Source organism: Acidobacteriota bacterium (assembly GCA_039030395.1).
In the GTDB taxonomy this organism is placed as follows: Bacteria; Acidobacteriota; Thermoanaerobaculia; order Multivoradales; family JBCCEF01; genus JBCCEF01.
Window position 1 is genome coordinate 240,248 of record JBCCEF010000001.1, and the last position, 16,431, is coordinate 256,678.

Below are 16,431 nucleotides of genomic sequence, written 5' to 3' on the forward strand. Positions count from 1 at the left end.
GTAGTATCGTCAGGCGGCGGCCAAGGTCGGCCGAAGCTGCGAGAATGGCCCCCTCATACAAGAGGAGAATGTGATGTCTCAAAGGGAGAGCTCTGCGGGCTCCAGCGCGGGAAGTTCGCGCTGGCAGACCATCGGGAAGGGGATCGCCGGCCTGGCCCTGGTGGCCGCCATTGTGTGGCTGGCGAAGGACGGTAAAGAGTACGTTCAGCAGTTCCGCGAGTGGGTGGAGACCCTCGGCTTTTGGGGTCCGGCAGTGTTCGTTTTCGGCTATGCCGTAGCCACCGTCGCTTTTCTGCCGGGTTGGCTGCTGACGGTCTCCGCCGGAGCCATCTTCGGCCTCGCCTTCGGCACCCTGTGGGCCTTCCTTGGCGCCACCCTCGGGGCTTCCCTGTCGTTTCTCATCTCGCGCTATCTGGCCCGCGGCTGGGTGGAGTCGAAGGTCGCCGGTTGGCCCAGGTTCAAGGCGATCGACAAGGCGATCGGCAAGGAGGGCGCCAAGATCGTCGCCCTGCTGCGGCTGTCGCCGGTCTTCCCGTTCAGCCTCGGCAACTACGCCCTGGGGCTCACCAACGTCAAGTTCGTCCACTATTTGATCGCCTGTTTCGCGATGCTGCCGGGCACTCTGCTCTACGTGTACTACGGCAAGGTCTTTGGCGCCGTGGCGGAGGAAAAAGGGGCGCTCGAGTGGGTGCTCCTCGGGGTCGGCCTGCTGGCGACCCTCGCCGTCACCGTGATCATCACCAAGAAAGCCAAGAAGGCCCTCGAAGGCGAGGTCGAAGGGGATCTCGAAGAGGGCGACGGAGAGGACGCATAAACCATGGCCGAACAGATCGAGATGCTTCCCGCCGACGAACACAACCGGCGATTGATCGACAACGTCCATCCGCCGGATTGGAAAAACCCTGAGCCCGCCGACCGCTACCACCTGGTGGTGATCGGCGCCGGCACCGCCGGCCTGGTATCGGCCATCGGCGCCGCCGGCCTGGGCGCCAAGGTGGCCTTGATCGAGCGCGAGCTGATGGGCGGCGACTGCTTGAATGTCGGCTGCGTGCCGTCCAAAGGCGTGATCCGCGCCGCTCGCGCCTGGCACCAGGTGAAGACCGCCGCCGAACGATTCGGCGCGCCGGCGGTCAACGGCTCCGGCGACTTCGCCCAGGCGATGGAGCGCATGCGGAAAATCCGCGCCGACATTTCCAAGGTGGACGGCGCGGCGCGCTTCCGCGATGCCGGCATCGACGTATTCCTCGGCTCCGGCCGGTTCACTGGGCCGGACACGGTGGAGGTCGCGGGAGCGAAGCTCAAGTTCCGCAAGGCGGTCATCGCCACCGGCGCCCGCGCCTCGGCGCCGCCCATCCCAGGCCTCGCAGAGGTCGGCTACCTGACCAACGAAACGATCTTCAGCCTGACGGAACTGCCCCGCCGCCTGGTGGTCCTCGGCGGCGGTCCCATCGGCTGCGAAATGGCCCAATCCTTCGCCCGCTTCGGCACCGAGGTCACCCTGCTCGACATGGCACCCCACACCCTCATCCGCGAAGACGCCGACGCCGCCGAGGTCGTGCAGGAAGCGATGCTGGCGGACGGTGTGAAACTCGAACTGGGAGTCAAGATCACCGCCGCCTCGGCGGACGGCGGCTCCAAGGCCCTCGAATGGGAGCGCGACGGCGAGACCGGCCGGGCCTACGGCGACGACATCCTGGTGGCCGCCGGCCGGGCGCCGAACGTCGACGACATGGGTCTCGAAGCGGCGGGGGTCCGGTTCAACAAACGGGGCGTCGAAGTGGACGACCGCTTGCGGACCTCCAACTCCAACATCTTCGCCGCCGGCGACGTCGCCTCCAAGTACCAGTTCACCCACGCCGCCGACGCCATGGCCCGCATCGTGATCCAGAACGCTCTGTTCTTCGGCCGCAAGAAGGTGAGCGACCTGGTGATCCCGTGGTGCACCTACACCAGCCCGGAGATCGCCCACGTCGGCATGTACGAGCAGGACGCCCAGGAGCAGGGCATCGAGGTCGACACCCTCACCCTGCCCCTCGACGACATCGACCGGGCGCTCCTCGACGGCGAGGACGAGGGATTCCTGCGGGTGCACCTCAAGAAGGGATCCGACACCCTCCTCGGCGCCACCCTGGTGGCGGAGCACGCCGGCGACATGATCGGCGAACTCTGCCTAGCGACCACCGAAGGGATTGGTTTGGGAAAAATCGCCTCGGTGATCCACCCCTACCCCACCCAGGGCGAGGTGGTCAAGAAAGCCGCCGACACCTGGAACCGCGGCAAGCTCACGCCGACGGTGCAGAGACTTTTCGGGTGGTGGTTTCGGATCTTTCGCTGAGGGGAGTTGGGCCTTCGGGGGGACGAAAGCGATCGCTTTGACCAGGGCAGATGCCGGTTCCCGGACCTGGCCCGGCGTCTTCGAATCGCCGCTGATCCAGGCGGAGGGAGGCTTCGAACGAAAGGCCTTGCGCGCCAGCCCCACTAGGGCCTCCAGTCGGCTGGCGCGCTCCAGGCAGTGGGCGCGGAGGCCGCGCACCACCGCCGTGGCCGGTGGCCCTATTCAGGCCTAGCCCGTGGGATCCAATCCAGGCCCACGTTCACTGGGACCACCGTTCGGGTCGGCGCCGGGGCCACATTCACATTGAAGACCGTCCGGGTCGGCGCCAGGGCCAAGTTCTCTGTGACTACCGTCCGGGTCGGCACCGGGGCCAAGTTCAACGGAGGCGCCGTCGGGGCCCGCCTCAGAAGGCTGGTTCCGAGTCTCCGGAAGTCCGTTCGCCCACCATTCCCGGAGCAGGTTCCACCAGTTGGAAACCGCGTTCGTTGAGATCCGCTCGCCAGCTCGGGGCTCTGCCGTGTCCAGCGCCCAGGCGGCCGGGGCCGATAGCGTCAGCGCGAGCACCGCCAACAGGGCGATGACTAGATTGCGTCGCATAAAAATACCCTCCTTCATAAAGGAAGCGCAAACGCGGCGGCAGCAGGCCGGCGCGGCCTTCCCATACGCCGGAACGTATCGCATCCGCAGCGAAAGGGGGCTACCGGGAAGTTTCGCGCGCTACGCCTTCAGTCGTCCCGCTTCCACCGCCAGGTCTAGCTGTTCTTCGATGTAGGACCAGATCTCCGGAGCGCCGTCGCCGATGGGGCGGTTGCGCTCCCACACCTGGTGGCGCCGGATGCCGTGGCGGCGCCAGGAGGAACCTTCGGAGTGGAGGTTCAGGAGCACCGGCTGGAGTCGGTCGAGGGCGGCGGCGTAGCGGGCTTCGAGGGTTTCGCCGGCCTCGAACTCATCCCACAAGGCGCGGAAGCGCTCGCCCTGGTCCGCCGGCAGCAGGCCGAAAAGGCGATCCGCCGCCCGCTGCTCGCGCTCTTCTTTGTCGCGATGGGCCTCTCGGTCGTAGCAGAAGGTGTCGCCGGCGTCGATCTCCACCAGGTCGTGCACCAGCAGCATCTCCATCACCCGCTGCACCGACAGCTCTTCGCTCACCGCGTGCTCGGTCAGCAGGAAAGCCATCAGGGTGATGTGCCAAGAGTGCTCGGCGGAGTTTTCGCGGCGCGAGCCGTCCGCCAGGGTGGTCTGCCGCAGCACCCCCTTCAGGCGATCGATTTCCAGAATGAAGCGGAGCTGCTGCTGGAGGCGAGAGGCGGTCATGGACCGCATCCTATCGGCTGATCCGCGGCCGGGCAGGCCAGCCTTCGGGTGGTAGCATCCGAGACGACGAAGGTGGCCCTCCCGATGCCCTTTTCCGACCACTCACTCCGCACCGCCGCCGGCCTCACCGTCGCCGGATTACTCTTCGCCGGCCCCTTTTTCGCCGCCCCGCGAGCCGTCGGCGAAGAGATCTTCGTCGAACGGGCGGCCGCCGCCGGGCTGGACTTTGTCCACTTCACCGGCGCCACCGGTAAGCTCTTCTTTCCCGAGATCGCGGGCGCCGCCGGGGCGCTGCTGGACTATGACGGCGACGGCGACCTCGACGTGTTTCTCGCCCAAGGGACGATGCTCGGCGACGAGCAGGATCCGAAGAAGGCCAAGATCCCGCCGCGGGGCAAGCTGCCTCCCAGCGACCGCCTGTACCGCAACGACCTCTCGGTGCTGCCGAACGGCGAGCGGCGCCTCTCCTTCACGGAGGTCACGGCGGAGTCCGGCCTCGCCGCTTCCACCGGCTACGGCATGGGTGCCGCCGCCGGCGACTATGACGGCGACGGCCACGTCGACCTCTACGTCACCAACTTCGGATCCAATGTGCTGTGGCGCAACCGCGGCGACGGCACCTTCGAAGACGTCACCCAAAAGGCCGGTGCCGACGATCCCCGGTGGAGCGTAAGCGCCGTGTTCTTCGATGCCGACGGCGACGGGCACCTCGATCTCTACGTCGGCAACTACGTCGACTTCCAGCCGGCCAAGAAAGTGCCCTGTCTGGACACCACCGGCCGGGTCGACTACTGCGGCCCGAAGAGCTATCCGCCGGAGCCGGACCGCCTGCTCCACAATCGCGGCGACGGCACCTTCGTGGACATCACCGCCGCGGCGGGCCTGGCGGCGCCGGGTCCGGCCCTCGGCGTGGCCGCCACGGATTTCGACGGCGACGGCCGGATCGACCTGTTTGTCGCCAACGACGGCGAGCCGAATTTCCTGTGGATGAATCAGGGAGACGGGAAATTCATCGACGAGGGCCTGTTTCGGGGCACCGCCGTCAACGGTGACGGCCGTGCCGAAGCCTCGATGGGGGTCGACGCCGCCGACTTTGACGGCGACGGCGACGAAGACCTGTTCATGACCCATCTCGACGGCGAGACCAACACGCTGTACCTGAACGATGGTGCGGGACAGTTCCTCGACGCCTCGACGGCCCGCGGAGTCGGCGCGCCGAGCTTTTCGATGACCGGCTTCGGCACCGCCTGGTTGGACTACGACAACGACGGTCACCGGGACCTACTGGCGGTCAACGGCGCCGTCAAGACGATTCCCGCCCAGCGGGATGCCGGGGTGGCGTTTCCCTTCGAGCAGCGCAATCAGCTGCTGCACAACGACGGCAAGGGGACCTTTCGGGAGGTCACGGACCTCGCCGGTAAAGCCTTCCAGCTTTCTGAGGTGAGCCGCGGAGCGATGGTCGGCGACCTCGACAACGACGGCGACCCGGACGTGGTGGTGACCAACGGCGAAGGGCCGGTGCGCCTGCTGATCAATCAGATCGGAGCGCGCGCCGCCTGGCTCGGAGTGGAGCCCTGGGCGGGCCAGGGCACAGCCCTCAACGCCCGCGTCGAGGTGCGGCCGAAGACCGGAGCCGCTCTGTGGGGCCGCAGCCGGCCGGGCGGCAGCTATGCCTCCTCCGGGGACCCCCGGGTGCTGCTCGGCCTGGGGGCGCGCAAGGGTCCCTACGAAGTGCGGGTGTATTGGCCCTCCGGTGGCGTGGAGCGCTGGCCGGAGGTCGCCGCCAACGCCTACACCCGCCTGGTGCGAGGCACCGGCGAGACGGTTTCGCCGTGAACGGTCCATTCCGCGCCGCGGTCGCCCTCCTGGCCCTCTCCTGGGCACTCGCCGCACCGCTCGCCGCCAGCGTCCCGGAGAGCCGGACCCTACCCGCCCTCGAAGGACTCGCCACCCCCGCCCTGGGGACCATGGAGCCGGCCGTTCGCGACCAGCTCACGGAACGCTTCGCTGCCCTCGACCCGCCGCCGCTCCACGGCGATCCCAAATCCCTGGCGCAGGCCTACGGAGAACTCGGTGGTTTGAGTTTTGTCTACGGCCTGGGAGAGGTCGGCGCCGTTGCCCTGCGCAACGCCCGCGCCCTCGATCCGGAGAGCTTCCGGTGGGCCTATCTCGCCGGCCTCACGGCGCAGAGCACGGGCCGTTTCGAGCAGGCGGAGGAAGCCTACGGAGCCGCTCTCACCCTCCAGCCGAACTACCCGGCGGCCCTCGTGCGCCTCGGCGAAGCACTCGTCGACCTCGGACGACCGGTGGAGGCCCGGCGGCGCTTCGAGCGGGCGCTGGAGGTCGCTCCCAATCTCGCCGCGGCCCACCGCGGGCTGGGCCGCGCGGCGGCCGCCGAGGGCGATTTCGAGGGCGCCGCGAGGCACTACGAGCGCGCATTGGAGATCCAACCGGCGGCGGCGGAGGTGCGGTTTCCTCTCGCCCAGGCCTATCGCCAGCTCGGCCGCGCGGAAGAGGCCAAGGCCCAGCTCGCCCTCTACGACCGGCAGGAGCTGATCATCCCGGACCCGGTGGTCCAGGAGATCCGGGCTCTCGCCGCCGGCTCGGCGGTTCATTTGATGCAGGGTCGCCGGGCCCGCGCACGCGGTGATTCGGAGACCGCCCTAGCCGAGTTTCAGAAGGCGGTGGAGGCCGACCCGGACCACCCGCCGAGCCTGCACGCCCTCGCCTCGATGCTGCGCCAGATGGGCGATGCAGCGGGCGCCGCCCAGACCCTGCGGCGGGCGATGAAACTCCAGCCCGGCCGGGCCACCGCGCACGTCGATCTCGCCGGCATTCTGGTGCTGGCGGAGCAGCCGCGGGACGCCGAGGCGGAGGCCCGCCGAGCCCTCGAGATCGAGCCTGATCTGGCCGAGGGCCATTTGGTGCTGGGCATCGCCCTCGCCCGCCAGCAGCGCCATGAGGACGCCCTCGAGGCCTTTGCCCGCGCCCTGGAACTCGACCCCTTGGAGCCGGAACCGCGCTTCGAGCGGGCGATGAGCCTGCTCGCCCTGCGGCGCGGCGGCCAGGCGGTGGCGGCGCTCGGCTCGGTCCTTGCCCTCGACCCGGAACATCCGGCGGCGCTGGCGAACCTCGGCGTGCTGCTCGAATCCTCGGAACCGGAAACTGCCCGCCGGCATCTCGAGCAGGCCCTGCGCCTGGCGCCGGGGCCCCAGCTCGCGGCCCGCTCTCACCTCTCCCTCGGACGCATCGCCGAGCGAGCCGGTGATTTCGAGCAGGCCGCCGAACACTACGCTTCCGCCCTCGGCGAGGACGCCGCGGCGGTTCCGGCCTACCTGCGGCTGGGCAGCACCCGAGCGCTGGCCGGCGACCCGGAGGGTGCCGTGACGGCCTACGAAGACGCCTTGAAGGCCGCCCCAGGCCTGGCCGCCCCTCGCCTGCCTCTCGCCTCCGCCTACCTGGCGACCGGCCGGCCGGCGGACGCCCGGCGCGCGCTGGAAGCGGGCCTGGAGCAAACGCCCGAGGACATCGGCCAGACCTACCTCCTCGGCCTGCTGCTGAGCGCCAGCGGAAACGCCACCGTCCGCGATCCGGCGCGCGGCCTGGAGCTGGCCCGCCGCGCCTTCGGCGAAACGCCTTCGCCGCTCTTCGGCCAGGGCCTCGCCATCGCCCTGGCCGCCGCCGGACGGTTCGAGGAGGCGGTGCGCGCCCAGCGACGCCTGATCGCCGGCCTCGCAGGGCAGGCCCCGCCCCAGGCTTTAGCCTCCGCCCGGAAACGCCTCGCCGCCTTCGAGAGCGGCGAACCGGTAACGGACCCTTGGCGCGAAGACCGATCGCTGGTGCCTCCCCCCTGGCTGCCGTTGCCCGGCACCCGCCCCTGACTTTTTCTAAGCACTGAGTGTTGCGTAGACCTGAGTGAGCAAGACACCGAGCCCGCCAGGGCTGGGCGCCCCCGACGAGGCAGCGGCAAGGCCGCCGAGGACGGGCGGCCCGCGCAGGGGTGCTGCTGAAAGATGCGCGAAGCGCTTCTTCAGAAGCGCTGCTAGAATCACCGCCGCATGGCTGATCTTGGAGTACGTCGGGAGGACAAGAACGAGTGGGAGCGGAGGGTTCCGCTCACCCCGGACCACGTCGAAAGGCTGGTGCGGGAGTACGGCTGTTCGATTGTGGTGCAGCCATCGGGCATCCGGATTTTTCCCGACGATCAATATCGCGCCGCCGGCGCTCGGGTGGCCGAAGATCTCTCCGGCTGTCGGTTGATCGCCGGCGTCAAGGAAATGCCCCCGGACGTGCTGTGCGCGGGTCCGGCGTACCTGGCGTTCTTCCACGTCATCAAGGGCCAGCCCTACAACATGCCCCTTCTGCGGCACGCGCTCGATGCCGGCATCACCATGCTCGACTACGAACCGATCGTGGACGAAGAGGGCCGCCGGGCGGTGTTCTTCGGCCGCCACGCCGGCTATGCAGGGATGCTCGACGCGCTGTGGGCCTTCGGCCAACGCATGAAGCTTCAGGGCATCGACAGCCCGCTCCAGCGGGTGATCAAAGCCCTCGATTACGACACCGTCGAGTCGGCGCGCCAGTTTCTACGCGAAGAGATCGCGCCGGAGATTCGCGAAAGCGGGGTGCACCCGACGAACCATCCGTTGGTCGTGGGCTTCACCGGTGGAGGAAACGTCTCCCTCGGCGCCCAGGACATCCTCGGCGAGCTGCCGGTGCTGTCGATCACGCCGCAGGACCTCGCCACCGTCGCCGGAGACCCGAAGCTCTCGCGCCACGCCATCTACAAGGTGGTCTTTCGGCGGGACGACCGCAAGGACTTCAGCCGCTACCTGCCGTACCTCACGATGCTGGTCAACGGCATCTACTGGGAGGAAGGACACGACCGCCTGGTGACCCGCCAGGACGTGGAATCCCTGTGGGCCGGCGTGGCCCCACCCAAACTGCAAATGCTGGCGGACCTTTCCTGCGACGTGGAAGGCGGCATCGAGGTCACCACCCGGGTCGCGACCAACGGCGCCCCGGTGTACGTCTACGATCCGGAAACCGGTGACACCCTCGACGGGGTGGCGGGCCGGGGGCCGATCGTTCTTGCCGTGGACAACCTGCCGGCGGAGTTGCCGCGCAGCTCGTCGCGCTGGTTCGGCGACCTGCTGACGCCGATGATGCCCGCGCTCCTCGCTTGCGACTACAGCCGCCCCTTGGAAGAACTCGCCCTGCCGGCGGAGCTGGCCGGCGCGGTGATCACCCACCAAGGCCGGCTGGCGCCGGCCTTCGAGCACCTGCGCGAAGCCCTCGAATCGCACGCCTGAGTTCGCTCGTCCGGCTCCCTCGGGAGCAGACCCCGACATGCGGCATCCAAACGGCGAACGCCCGGCTTCTCAGCACCTCATACAAGGGGCCTGAGAAGTCCGGGCGGCGCGCAGGGTGCCCTCGAGCCGAAGGGTCGTCTACAGGCTCTTCGAGACGGTGAAGACCACTCGACCTTCCGCCAGGGGCTCGTTGTCGATATCCGTGTCCGTGTAGGCCAGGCTCAGCTCCCACGACTCGATCTCTTTGGCCACCGACAGACCGTAGTCCACATAGTCGACAAGGCCCGTGTCGTCGTCGAACGATGACTGCCCCCCATGCGCCCCGAGGGAGAAGCCGTGCCCCAGGTCGAACTCGAGATTGGCCTCGATGTAGTCGCCAGCGCCGCCGGCCCCGGCGAAGTCGTCGGTATACCAGTATTTCGCCGAGAAGAACTTGTAGCCGGCACCGAAGTACACCTCAACGTAGTCGCTCTCGCTCTCGCTTGGATAGAAATAGCCGATCGCTCCTAGGTCCCAGGAAAAGCCGCTGTCGTATTCGAAGAGCACACCCAAGTAGCCGTCCAATTCGATGTGGGCGGCGGTGCCGAAGTCGACATTCGAGCCCCACACCCCGGCATAGAACTTTCCGGCGGAAAAATCGAAACCGCCCTGAATCGCCGGGTCTTCATTGGTCTGAGAAATACCGCGGAACACGTAGTCCGAGGTCAGCGCCACGTTGCCGGTCAGTTCGTTAGCGGCGGCCGGTAGGGCTACACAAACCATCAGCGCAATGAGTGCGCCTCCAAAGAATTTCTTCATCATCTCCCCTTGTCTAGTGGAGAGGAAGCGGATGAGCGCTCACCTCCCTCAGATCTCACGGTTCAAAAATCTTCAGATTTCATACCACAGCATGTTCTCGTTACAGACACAACTTCAAAGCAAGGATCGTGGCGGAAAGGTAGCAGCTTCGGGAATCTCCGAAGTTCGCCGCACGGCACCGCCGATCAATCGATCCGCCGCGCTGGGTCCAAAGGCTTCACAAGCCCATACGTAGATCGCATTGATCAGTTGCGACATCTCACTGACGGTGACGGCGGAACGGATCTTCATGCCCTTGGGGTTGCCGCACCAGGCATTCACGACTTCGCGCGCCACGGCCGACATCCGAAGGCCCCGCGGACCCGCAGCAACAAACTTCCGCAAGTCGGCCCCGGCCCCTGGACGCACTCGATCAAAGCCATCGAGAAGTCCATCCAGCAGGTGATTGAGAACGACGAACTCCGCACTCATGGCCGGTGCATCGGCCGGCGCCGCAACCGGGGCCGTCGGCCCAGTGCCAAAATCGAAGGATGCCTTCGGCAACTGGGCCAGGGGGTCCGGACCAAGCTGCGACGGATCAAGGCGCAAACACTCGTTGATTCTGGCGATCAGGGCAGGACGCTGGTCTTCGATGTCGAAGAGCTCCGCCAGGCGCTGGCCGTAGTCCGCAATGCCGAAGGGGTTGCGCTCCGCAAACTCTTCCTGCCAGACCCGGATGCCACCGGCCGCCGCATCCGCCGGCAGCATCGATTGGAGCGCTAGATACAGGGCTCGGCGACGGCGAGTCGCAAAGCTGTCGTCAAGAGCCGGTTGGGCCATCAGACATCCTCCTTACCACCGTGCAAGATGTCCTGCTGGAATTCCGGATATCCCATTTCATAGTGCTCGGTGAAATCAAGTCCCCGCTGCTCGTGCATCGTCGATGCTCGAAGTGGGATCAACAGATCGACTCCCCTGAAGATCACCCAAGAAATTGGGAACGCCCAAAGGAAAGCAGCCACCACACCGATCAACTGAACCGTTACCTGTTCCAGGTTGAACAGATCACCGGAAACGAACAATCCAGCCGCCACGGTACCCCACACGCCGTTGAAGGCATGGACAGAGACGGCTCCCACGGGGTCATCGAGACCCAAACCGTCGAAGACGGCGAGACCGAGCACCAGGATGGCACCGGCGACCAGGCCGGTGAGCACGGCGAAGGGGGCGCTCATGGTGGCGCAACCGCCGGTACTGGCGACCAACCCCGCCAGGCCTCCATTGACGGTGGTGGTCATGAGCACCGGCCGTCGCAGCAGACCCATCAGCAGAATGGCGCCGACCACCCCAGCGCTTCCGGACAAATGGGTGTTGAGCAGAATGCGCCCGAGGTTGGCACCGGCTTCCAGGGCACTGCCGCCGTTGAAACCGAACCAACCGACCCAAAGAATGAAGCCTCCGGCGGCGACGAGCGGAAGGTTGTGGCCAGGGATAGTTCGCGCCGTGCCGTCTTGAGCGAAGCGGCCGAGGCGCGGCCCGAGCACCAAGATTCCCGCCATCGCACACCAGCCGCCGATCGAGTGAACGACCGTGGCTCCGGCGAAGTCGATGAACCCGAGCTTTCGAAGCCAGCCCTGGGTTTCACCGTAGTAGCTGCCCCAAACCCAGCTTCCAAAAACCGAGTACACGCCGATGGTCACCAGCACGGAGATCACCAGGTACGGCCAAAATCGTATGCGCTCGGCCATCGCGCCGGAGACGATGGTGGCGGCCGTCGCCGCGAACATCATTTGGAATAAGAGCAAGGAAAAGTCCCAGTCGACCCCGGACGACAGAATAAAGTGATCGGTACCGAACCAACCGGTAGGGTTGGTACCGAACATCAATCCGTAGCCTACAAACCAGAAGAAAAGCGCGCCGAAACACATGTCGACGAAGTTCTTCATGACCACGTTCACCGTGTTCTTCGATCGGACGGAACCGCCCTCGAGGAAAGCGAAGCCCAACTGCATGAAGAAGATGAGCGTGGTCGCCGTCATCAACCAGACGGTGTTGATCGTCAGTTCCATTCCGCCTACGACATCCATCAGATTCTCCTGCCCCATTCCCTCAATCCCCCAAGTCAACGCCCGCCGGTCGATGGTGTCCAACGTCCGCAGGTTGGTTCATTTCAGAAGCTTCGACCGCCGGGCCCGCGCCACCGGTGCCCAGGTCTTCGGCGGCGAAGTGCGCAGCCAATCGGGCCGCTACTTGCCGAGTCTGCATTCGCGCTTGGCCGAGCACTGCCTGGCTCCCCATCACCAGCAGTAGGCAGCGGGTCGCATCGACAGCCCGCGCGACCACCAGGCCCGAGGGGCTCTCGAGAATCAGGCTGTCGACTCTCTCACCGGCCACTTCCCGCACCGCCATCCGAGTGGCTTCCAAGAGATCCAGCAATGCACGGCCGGCCAACCCTTCGGACTCCTCGGCGCCAAACTCTCTCAGGATCTCGTCGCCTTCGCCCAGCAGCATTCCGAACCGCAGACCTCCGAGCCGATCGAGCGATCGAAGGATTCCATCGATCGCCAGACTGGGCTCTTCGAGCGGGACGATCTCCGGTGCCTTTTCTCGCTCTCCGGTCGGTAGAAAACGCTCGATGGTGGAAAGCAACTCGGAGTTGGTGAACGGCTTCTTGAGAATCGAATTCGCTCCGACGTCGTCCGCCCTCCGGCGAGTTTCGTCGTCGACGATGCCGGAGATGAACACCACCGGCACCTCCGCCAAGGCGGGCGAGCGACGAATGAACTCGCAGACCTCAAAGCCGTTCACCTCGGGCATCACGAGGTCACAGACCACCACTTGCGGCGCCGCCGCGACGAGGCCGTCGATCGCCTCTTGACCATTCGAGGCACCCACCACTTCAATACCGCGGCCGGTGAGCATGCGTTCGACGGCCTTGCGGACGCTGATACTGTCGTCGACCAAAAAGAGTCTCATCGCTTCGGATTCCACGACCTACTTCGCCTCCTGTCCCGGCAAATGGCCCTCATCCCAGTCCACCGCGATGGTGAGTAGAAGCTGCTGCACCGTCATATTGATCGTTCGGGGCTGATGGAAGACTTCCCGCCGACGCATCGGCTGGAAGCGAAACTCCGTCCGACGGTCCTGCTCGCTCTCGGTGAGCAGCCGAGCAAAAGCCCTCTCTCCGGTCCGGCCCGAAAAGACTCCGTGAACGACCTGCCCGTCATCGAACATCAGATCGCCCATGGTGCCGTCTCGGAACACCAAACGCAGTCGCCCGGTTTTGCGCGCATGCGCGAGGGCCTGGGTGAGATCCACCAGACTGAGTACTCTGAGAGAGCCACTGAGAACGTCTTCCCGCGTCGCGAGGGGATCCGGCTCCGGCCGCTCCTGAACCGACCGCAATCCCGATGGATGGACCCCTTCCAGAATCTTTCGTAACTCTTCGGCCATCTCCTTAGCGCTCGCCACGGCGGGCAGTCGGAAGTCGATTCCCGGCGGAGGAGAGCTACCGCTTCCGATGATCGCCAAAGGCATCCCCTGGAGGGCCGGATCCTCACGCACCATCTTCGCAAAGGCCCGAACGTCTTCTTGATCGACGGCCACGCCAACCACCACCAGATCCGGTGGATCCCACTCGAGGAGAGTGAATGCATAGAGAAGATCCGGAGCGACGGTGACCGTTGCGACCTCTCGACAGGTAGTGAGAAGGGCAAAGGCTCGCGCTGGATCGGCTTCGATGAGCACAATTCGCTTCAACGGACCTCCCTCACGAAGCGACCCTCGCGATGGGATCCCGACCGGTCAAGCGCCGCAGTTCTCGCGCCAGCACGGCTTCGTCCACGGGTTTCGGCAGGTAGTCCGTCACCCCGAGACGAGCCGCGAGCTCACTGTGCTTTCGACCGGTCCGAGTGGTGACGACGATCACCGGCAGATGCTTGGAGGCGGGCCGCTGGCGGACCCATTCGACCAACTCATAGCCATTGAGATTCGGCATCTCGAGATCTGTCACCAGCGCATCAAAGTTCTCTTCTCGCAGCGTTTCCTGTGCCTCAATGCCGTCCGAGGCCACGGAGAGATCGAAGCCCATCCGGCTGAGGCGTCGGCCTAGGATCTTTCGCACGCTGAGGGAATCGTCCACCAGAAGTATGCGGGGAGCAGACGGGACGGCGGCCTCTTCCACCGGGCTGACGGAGGTGGCAAGACCCTGCGAAGAGAGATTCCACAGTCCTACCGGGTCGAGCAGCAACTCGACTTTCCCCTCCTTCGCCACCACGGCGCCGGCGAGATAGTCGAGGCCGCGCAGGAAGTTGCCGATGCCCCGCGCCACGACTTCCTCGATCTCGAGCAGTTGATCGACGATCAAACACCACGACCGTCCCTCCGAACGCAAGATGACACCCTGCTCGAGGCGGGCTGTCGCCTCCGACGGTAGATCGAGCAGCGTAGAGGCACGGCGGACCGGCAATTCTCGGCCGCCGGTGAAGACGGTCCTCTCCTCATCGGAACCGTGGATGTGATCCGACGGGAACTGCACCGTCTGCTCTACTACCGAAGTCGAGATGGCAAAGAATTGAGAACCCACCCGCACCCGAAGTGCCTCGGAAACAATCAGCGTCAGAGGAACTCGCAGAATGAACCGGGTGCCGCCGCCAACCTCGTTGTGCACTTCGACCAGGCCACCGATACGGCGGAGATTCTCGCGCACCACGTCGAGCCCCACACCGCGCCCGGCAGCCTCGGAAACTTCCGCATGGGTGCTCAGGCCGGCCTCGAAGATCCACGGCAGCACCTGATCATCCTCCGCCCCTTCGATCTCCTCCCGGCGATGCGGATACAGCGCCAACGCCCGGTTTCGCACCGACTCAACATCGACTCCCGCTCCGTCATCGGAGACCTCGATCAACACCGAGGACCCCTCCGGATAGGCATGGAGGCCGAGCTTGCCGACCGCCTGCTTACCGAGGCGAAGGCGAGTCTCGGTCGACTCGAAGCCGTGAACCAGTGCGTTCTGGATCAAGTGCATCACCGGATCCACCAACTCCTCGGCGATGGCGCTATCCATCTCCACCGCTTCGCCTCGCACCTCGAGAGCGACCTGCTTGTGCAGCTCTTCGGCCAGGCTTTCAACGCGCCGCCGGAAGCGTCCGAATAGACTGCCTGCGGTCACCATCCGCGTCTGCCCGAGGTGGGTGCGCAGCGACCGAATCGAGCGCAAGATCTGGGTACTCTCGCGTTCGAGCAGTTGTCGCGACCGATCGACTTCGGCCTGTACTTCTCCAAAGTCCGAAACGATCTCATCGAGGCGACGAGACAAGACGTCCAGCTCGTGATAGCGATCGAGTTCCAGTTCGCTGAAAATGTCCGCGAGGGATTGACCTGCCACTCTCGGCAAGGCGCGCCGAACGATCGGAGGTTCCTCGGAGCCCTTCCGCTCGGCCGCTTCGGCCACCTTCCAGGAGACCGACCGCAGCCGATCGCGCAGTTCGCCGAAGGGTTTCTCGAGGGTGCGGTGGGACTCGATCTGGCGGTCCAAGCGATGTCGACTGACCACCAAGTCGCCGACCGAGCGAAGCATCTCGTCGATCTGCCCGATGTCGACTCGCACCGTCGCGCGAGCTTCGATGGGCCGGCTGGAGGACTCGGCCTCCGGTTCAAGGTCCGAAAGGTCGAGGCTCCACGGTGTCTCCTGGACACCCTCTGCCGCCGGTCGCTGCGGAGCGAGAGCGGCGACCGGCTCGTCTACCTGCGAGGGGGGAACCGACAGAGGGTCCTGCTCTTGAATCGGCTCAGACGCGTCGATGGGCGTCGGCGCTGAGGCCGCATCTGAGGAGCCCTTCGCGGCGGCTTCCAAGTCGTCTCTCGTCGTCAGCGCAGCGAGTGCGCGGCGCGCCACATTCACCGCTTCAGCGACGGTCGCTCCACCCCCGCCGCCGACCACCTTGAGCATGATCACCACGGCGTCGGCGCAGCGTGCCAGGGCGCGCCGAGCGGGCACCGACAAGCGCACCTCGCCGGTTCGCACCTGCACCAGCAAATCTTCGGCGTCATGGGCAAGCTCCCCGATCGGGGCACAACCCACCGTCAAAGCCGCACCCTTCAAGGTATGCCAGCGTCGGAAGAGAGTATCGATCACCTCCGTGGAAGATTCCTCCGCCGCCGCCTCACGCAGGTCCTGATAAATGCCTTCGAGATGTTCTTCCGCCTCCGGCAAGAAGAAGTCCAGGACATCGGCCTGATTGCGACCGAAGCGCCCGAGCTGCAGCGCCATCGACTCGGCCCGGTGTGGAGAAGCGGGCACCGATGGGTCGATCGGCCGAGACCGCCCTGCCTGCTCGGTACCGTTTTCCGCCAGACTCTGAACGATCGATCGCACTCTCGGCAGGTGTGCCACCAAAACTCGTTCCGACTCTTCCGGCTGTTCCGGCGCGCGTTCAACGGCCACCTCCATCTCTCCCGCCAAGCGCGACAGATGCTCGAAGCCGTACAGAGCCGCCGAGCCCTTCAAGCGATGAGTCAACACCTCGATAGACGACCATGCATCCCTCCCCTGGTCGGTGCCCAAATCACCGATCAAGATTTGCAGCTCGTCGAGAAGCTTCCGACTCTCGGTCAGGAAACTCCCCAGCAGGTCTCCAAGGTGGCTATCGCTCATGCGATCTTCGACGTCCTCTTTTTTGCGATCTCTTGGTTGCA

At 65.8% G+C, this 16,431-nt stretch carries 12 protein-coding genes; 5 read left to right on the plus strand and 7 right to left on the minus strand.

The window, feature by feature from the left end:
* Positions 1–73: 73 nt before the first annotated feature.
* Both AAF481_00930 and AAF481_00935 read left to right on the plus strand, forming a co-directional pair.
* On the plus strand, positions 74–814 hold the full coding sequence (locus AAF481_00930) for a TVP38/TMEM64 family protein (GenBank protein ID MEM7479709.1): 741 nt from the start codon (positions 74–76) through the stop codon (positions 812–814).
* 3 nt (positions 815–817) lie between these two features.
* Entirely contained in the window at positions 818–2,335 is a 1,518-nt protein-coding gene (locus tag AAF481_00935) for a mercuric reductase (GenBank protein ID MEM7479710.1), read from the plus strand.
* Positions 2,336–3,052: 717 nt separating this feature from the next.
* Here the strand turns inward: AAF481_00935 and AAF481_00940 are convergent.
* Complete coding sequence (locus AAF481_00940) at positions 3,053–3,646, minus strand: HD domain-containing protein (protein ID MEM7479711.1); 594 nt, start codon at positions 3,644–3,646, stop codon at positions 3,053–3,055.
* An 84-nt stretch (positions 3,647–3,730) separates the two neighbouring features.
* On the opposite strand from AAF481_00940, the gene AAF481_00945 reads away from it, so the two are divergent.
* The 3 genes from AAF481_00945 to AAF481_00955 all read left to right on the plus strand — a co-directional run bounded on the left by AAF481_00945 (position 3,731) and on the right by AAF481_00955 (position 8,958).
* A complete protein-coding gene (locus tag AAF481_00945; GenBank protein ID MEM7479712.1) occupies positions 3,731–5,482 on the plus strand; it encodes a CRTAC1 family protein in 1,752 nt (583 codons plus the stop codon).
* Positions 5,479–7,527 carry a tetratricopeptide repeat protein gene (locus AAF481_00950; protein ID MEM7479713.1) on the plus strand — a complete coding sequence of 683 codons (2,049 nt, stop codon included), beginning with the start codon at positions 5,479–5,481 and terminating at the stop codon, positions 7,525–7,527. The genes AAF481_00945 and AAF481_00950 overlap by 4 nt, the downstream gene beginning before the upstream one ends.
* Before the next feature lie 177 nt (positions 7,528–7,704).
* Positions 7,705–8,958 carry a hypothetical protein gene (locus tag AAF481_00955; protein MEM7479714.1) on the plus strand — a complete coding sequence of 418 codons (1,254 nt, stop codon included), beginning with the start codon at positions 7,705–7,707 and terminating at the stop codon, positions 8,956–8,958.
* Positions 8,959–9,096: 138 nt separating this feature from the next.
* On the opposite strand, the gene AAF481_00960 is transcribed toward AAF481_00955, so the two are convergent.
* The 6 genes from AAF481_00960 to AAF481_00985 form a co-directional block, all read right to left on the minus strand.
* The gene (locus AAF481_00960) at positions 9,097–9,759 is read right to left on the minus strand and encodes a TorF family putative porin (protein MEM7479715.1); all 663 of its coding nucleotides are present in this window, start codon (positions 9,757–9,759) and stop codon (positions 9,097–9,099) included.
* A gap of 111 nt (positions 9,760–9,870) precedes the next feature.
* Entirely contained in the window at positions 9,871–10,575 is a 705-nt protein-coding gene (locus AAF481_00965) for a hypothetical protein (GenBank protein MEM7479716.1), read from the minus strand.
* Complete coding sequence (locus AAF481_00970; protein ID MEM7479717.1) at positions 10,575–11,822, minus strand: ammonium transporter; 1,248 nt, start codon at positions 11,820–11,822, stop codon at positions 10,575–10,577. The genes AAF481_00965 and AAF481_00970 overlap by 1 nt, the downstream gene beginning before the upstream one ends.
* A 22-nt stretch (positions 11,823–11,844) precedes the next feature.
* Positions 11,845–12,711, minus strand: a complete 867-nt coding sequence (locus AAF481_00975; protein MEM7479718.1) for a response regulator — start codon at positions 12,709–12,711, stop codon at positions 11,845–11,847.
* Between the two features lie 18 nt (positions 12,712–12,729).
* On the minus strand, positions 12,730–13,494 hold the full coding sequence (locus AAF481_00980) for a DUF4388 domain-containing protein (protein MEM7479719.1): 765 nt from the start codon (positions 13,492–13,494) through the stop codon (positions 12,730–12,732).
* Positions 13,495–13,504: 10 nt separating this feature from the next.
* Positions 13,505–16,390: an Hpt domain-containing protein gene (locus tag AAF481_00985; GenBank protein MEM7479720.1), complete on the minus strand. Its 2,886-nt coding sequence runs from the start codon at positions 16,388–16,390 to the stop codon at positions 13,505–13,507.
* Positions 16,391–16,431 lie beyond the last annotated feature (41 nt).